Annotated in this window: 3 protein-coding genes; all 3 read left to right on the top strand. The window is 63.4% G+C overall.

What is annotated here, in order from left to right:
• Positions 1-199: 199 nt before the first annotated feature.
• The 3 genes from EN879_RS27030 to EN879_RS27020 all read left to right on the top strand — a co-directional run bounded on the left by EN879_RS27030 (position 200) and on the right by EN879_RS27020 (position 3752).
• The gene (locus tag EN879_RS27030) at positions 200-1717 is read left to right on the top strand and encodes an alpha/beta hydrolase (protein ID WP_013532536.1); all 1518 of its coding nucleotides are present in this window, start codon (positions 200-202) and stop codon (positions 1715-1717) included.
• A 178-nt stretch (positions 1718-1895) separates the two neighbouring features.
• Entirely contained in the window at positions 1896-2783 is an 888-nt protein-coding gene (locus EN879_RS27025) for a DMT family transporter (RefSeq protein ID WP_013532537.1), read from the top strand.
• Positions 2784-2843: 60 nt separating this feature from the next.
• Positions 2844-3752: a DMT family transporter gene (locus tag EN879_RS27020; protein ID WP_013532538.1), complete on the top strand. Its 909-nt coding sequence runs from the start codon at positions 2844-2846 to the stop codon at positions 3750-3752.
• The last annotated feature ends 171 nt before the right edge of the window (positions 3753-3923 follow it).

Genomic DNA, 3923 nt, shown 5'->3' with positions numbered 1-3923 from the left:
TGATGCCGAAAAGTGTGAAGCGGTTTTCGGACGGCATCATGCTCCATCTGTTTGATTTAGAGCCGGATTCAGATTTCAGGTCGATCGACCTGAAATCATCCGGCTCTAGCGCAAGCCGTTGCAAGTTCAAATCAGCCATTTCCTTTGACTTCGACCCTCTCGGCCATACCTATGCGGGAGTCGTTGTCGCGGAGCCATCATGCCGGTCAAATTGAAACTGATCTGCCTTATCCTGCCGATGCTCGCCGTCCTGGCGCAGCCCGTCCTGGCTGAAACGGCGGAGCGGCCGGCGCCCTCGGGCGGCGTGCTATCCCTGCTGCCGCCGCCGCAGACCACCAACCATTCGATCACGCTGGCCGGGCGCAAGCTGGATTACCAGGCAAAGGCGGCGACCCTGTCGCTGCTATCGGGCAAGGGCGACGTCACGGCGGAGATCTTCTACGTCGCCTACACACTGGAGCCGCCGGCAAGCGGGGCCAAAGACCAGCAGCGGCCGATCACCTTCGTGTTCAACGGCGGCCCTGGAGCAGCGTCCGCCTATCTGCATATCGGCGCACTCGGTCCACGGATAATCGCGACGGGAGCCGACGGCGAATTCCTGCCGTCACCGCAAAGACTGATCGACAATCCGGACAGCTGGCTCGACATGACCGATCTCGTCTTCGTCGATCCGGTGGGAACAGGCTATAGCCGCGAGGCACCGGGGCAGGACACGCGCGATTTCTGGGGCGTAAACCAGGATGCCAGCTCGATAGGCGCCTTCATCCGGCTCTATCTCGCGCAGAACGGCCGCACCGGGTCGCCACTGTTCCTCGCCGGCGAAAGCTATGGCGGGTTCCGCGCAGCGCTGCTCGCCAGGACGTTGCAGGAAGATATCGGCATCAGTCCGAACGGCATCGTGCTGATCTCGCCGGCGCTGGAGTTCACGCTGGTGCAGCCCGACGAATTCGAGCCGCTGCATTGGGCGCTCGAACTGCCTTCACTGGCTGCGGTGCGCCTGCGCGCCGAAGGCGTCAGCGGCGACGCGTTGCGGGAGAAGCTGGCAGACGTCGAACATTATGCGATGGGCGATTACCTCACGGCAATCACCAGCGGACTGGAGCAAGGCAGGCGGCTGGCCAGCCAACGCGTGGCTGACATCACCGGCCTGCCGCTCGACCTGGTGCAGCGGAACTCCGCCCGCATCCCCACCGGCCTGTTCGCAAGGGAGTTCGCCCGCGCCAGCGGCAAGGTGCTCAGCCCCTATGACGCCACGATCGGCACGGCCGACATCGCGCCCGAGAGCGCCCGCATCGCCGGCCCGGATCCGGTGCTCGACCGCAGCGTGCCGGCGCTGACGTCGGCATTCGTCGGCTATATCAGCGACGAACTGCATTTTCGCACCGATGTCAGCTATCGGCTGCTCAATGGCGAAATCAGCCACAATTGGGATTACGGGACCGGCGCCTCGCGGCAAGGCTATGCCGGGGTGATGGACGATCTGCAGCGCGCACGCTCGCTGAACCCTTCGCTCGGCGTCGTGATCGTTAACGGCTACACCGATCTGGTGACACCTTACCTCGCCTCGCGCTACCTGGTGAGCCAGATCCCGTCGCTCGCCAATGCCAAGCCCATCCGTCTCGATGTCGTCGAGGGCGGGCACATGATGTATTTCAGGTCCGACGGCCGGCGCGCGCTGAAAGAAGCCGCTTCGGAGCTTTATCAGGCGACGCAGTAGGCTTGGCGACAGTGCAGCTCGCCATGGACCCGTGCCCCAATATAAGCACCGGACTGGCGTAGCGCCGCAGGGGTTTTCGCCCGTATAGCTTGGTACCAAGGGAGTTGAATTCACGGCTCCCTTGTGTCGCTCCTCACAGCATTTCTGCCGCTCCGGCAAATTTGGTCCCACGCGCCTTATGGCCGATATCGCCATTCTCGAAACACGCGAGCGGGTTCTTGCAGGCATCCTGCTGACCGGTGCGGCCTATCTGCTGTTTTCGACACAGGATGCTTCGATCAAGCTGCTGGTCGTCGGCATGAGCGTCTGGCAGATCATGTTCTTCCGCAGCATCACCATTCTGGGCGCGTGCGCGGCGATCGGCGGACGACAGCTGTTTGCCGACACGATGCGCTCGCCGATCGTGCGGCCGATGCTGGTGCGCAGTGCCTTCACGCTTGCTGCGTGGCTCTGCTACTACAACGCCGCGCGCAGCCTGCAGCTCGCCGAACTGACCACCGTTTATTACGCGGCCCCGATCATCGTCACCGTGCTTTCGGTGTTCCTGCTCGGCGAAAAAGTGCCGATGCTGCGCTGGCTGGCGGTGCTGATCGGCTTTGCCGGCGTGTTCATCGCTTGCGATCCGACCCATCTCGGCCTGTCCGTGCCGGTGCTGCTGGTGCTGGCGGCCGCCTTCTTGTGGGGCATCGCCATCGTGCTCTTGCGCAGGACCGCCCTTGCCGAGCGCTCGATGATCCAGCTCCTGCTCAACAATTTCTATTTCCTGCTGTTTTCGGCGGTGCCGGCGTTGCTTTGGTGGCGGACACCCGACTGGACCCAGCTGCTGCTGCTTGCCAGCGTCGGCGCACTCGGCGGCCTGGCGCAGTATCTTCTCTTCGAAGGCATGAAGCGCACGCCGGCCTCGGTTCTCGCGCCGCTGGAATACACCTCGCTATTGTGGGCATTCGCACTCGGCTTTGCGATCTGGGGCGACGTGCCGCGCCGCGAAGTTTTCCTGGGCGCTGCGCTGATCGTCGCCGCCGGCCTGCTGATCGTCGGCACCGAGCATTTCCGCAAACGGCTATGATGTGCATGGCCATGATTGCTGACGCTACGATGTCAGGACCAAGCGGCGTAGGCTGGCGGCATGACTGAGATTGCAGCCGCCACCGACACCGCCGCGGAGCGGACACTCGGCATCATCCTGGTGTCGTCCTCAGCCGCCGTCTTCGCCCTGACGGGCGTGCTGACGAAATCAATCCACGCCGACCCGTTGACCATCATCTGCTGGCGCGGCTTTGTCGGCGCGATCCTGATCAGCTTCTATGTGCTGTGGCGGCGTCACCGTTCCGGTGGGCGTGAGACCCTGCGGCTTGGCTGGCGCGGCTGGCTGCTGGCGGTGGAAGGCGCGCTGGCCAGCATCGCTTTCATCTCGGCGTTCAAGTTCACCTTCGTCGCCAATGTCGCTGTCATCTATGCCACAGCACCTTTCGTCACGGCGCTGCTGGCCTGGGTTCTGACGCGCGAACCCTTCCGGTTGCAGACGATGGTCGCCGCCGCAGTGTCGCTGTGCGGCGTGGCGATCATGGTCTGGTCCGGCTTCGGCACCGGCAATCTGTTCGGCGACGGACTGGCACTGCTGATGACCATCGGCAGCGGCCTTTACATGATCATGGTTCGCGCCTTCCGCGACACGCCCGTGGTGTGGGCCGGTGCGGTGTCGGCATTCCTGTTGTTCGTGCTCGGTTGGTTCGTCACCGATCCGCTGGCGGTTTCGCCGAGAGATGCCGTTCTGCTCACCACTTTCGGCGCGTCCTTCGCGCTGTCCTCGATCCTGTGGACGGAGGGCGCACGACTCATCCCGCCGGCCGAATCCGGGCTTCTCGGTTCGGCCGAAGTGCCGTTCGCGATCCTGTTTGCCTTCCTGTTCCTGGGCGAGATTGCACCAGCCGCCAGCATGATCGGCGGCGCCGTCGTGCTCACCGCAGTGTTCGCCCATGCGGGGCGGGATTGGCTGATGGCGCGCTCGCAACGCATGGCGTCAAATATTTCTTAAAAAAGCGACACAGTCATGGAACCATCATCCGGGTCAGGCATTATTGCTGCGACGGGCCATCCCCAAGTCCCCCCAAACCCCTCGGCCCGTCCTACTCCAAGCCGACCGTAAGGTCGGCTTTTTCTTTGCCGCTTGCCGACCGCAAGGTCGGCTTTTTCTTTGCCACTTGGG

The organism is Mesorhizobium sp. M7A.F.Ca.AU.002.02.1.1 (assembly GCF_003998535.1).
GTDB lineage: Bacteria > Pseudomonadota > Alphaproteobacteria > Rhizobiales > Rhizobiaceae > Mesorhizobium > Mesorhizobium ciceri.
This window is presented reverse-complemented; position numbering and strand designations above follow the sequence as displayed.

Excerpts from the sequence above, each read along its gene's own strand:
- EN879_RS27030 (WP_013532536.1), top strand. The coding sequence starts at position 200 with ATGCCGGTCAAATTGAAACTGATCTGCCTTATCCTGCCGATGCTCGCC.
- EN879_RS27025 (WP_013532537.1), top strand. The coding sequence starts at position 1,896 with ATGGCCGATATCGCCATTCTCGAAACACGCGAGCGGGTTCTTGCAGGC.
- EN879_RS27020 (WP_013532538.1), top strand. The coding sequence starts at position 2,844 with ATGACTGAGATTGCAGCCGCCACCGACACCGCCGCGGAGCGGACACTC.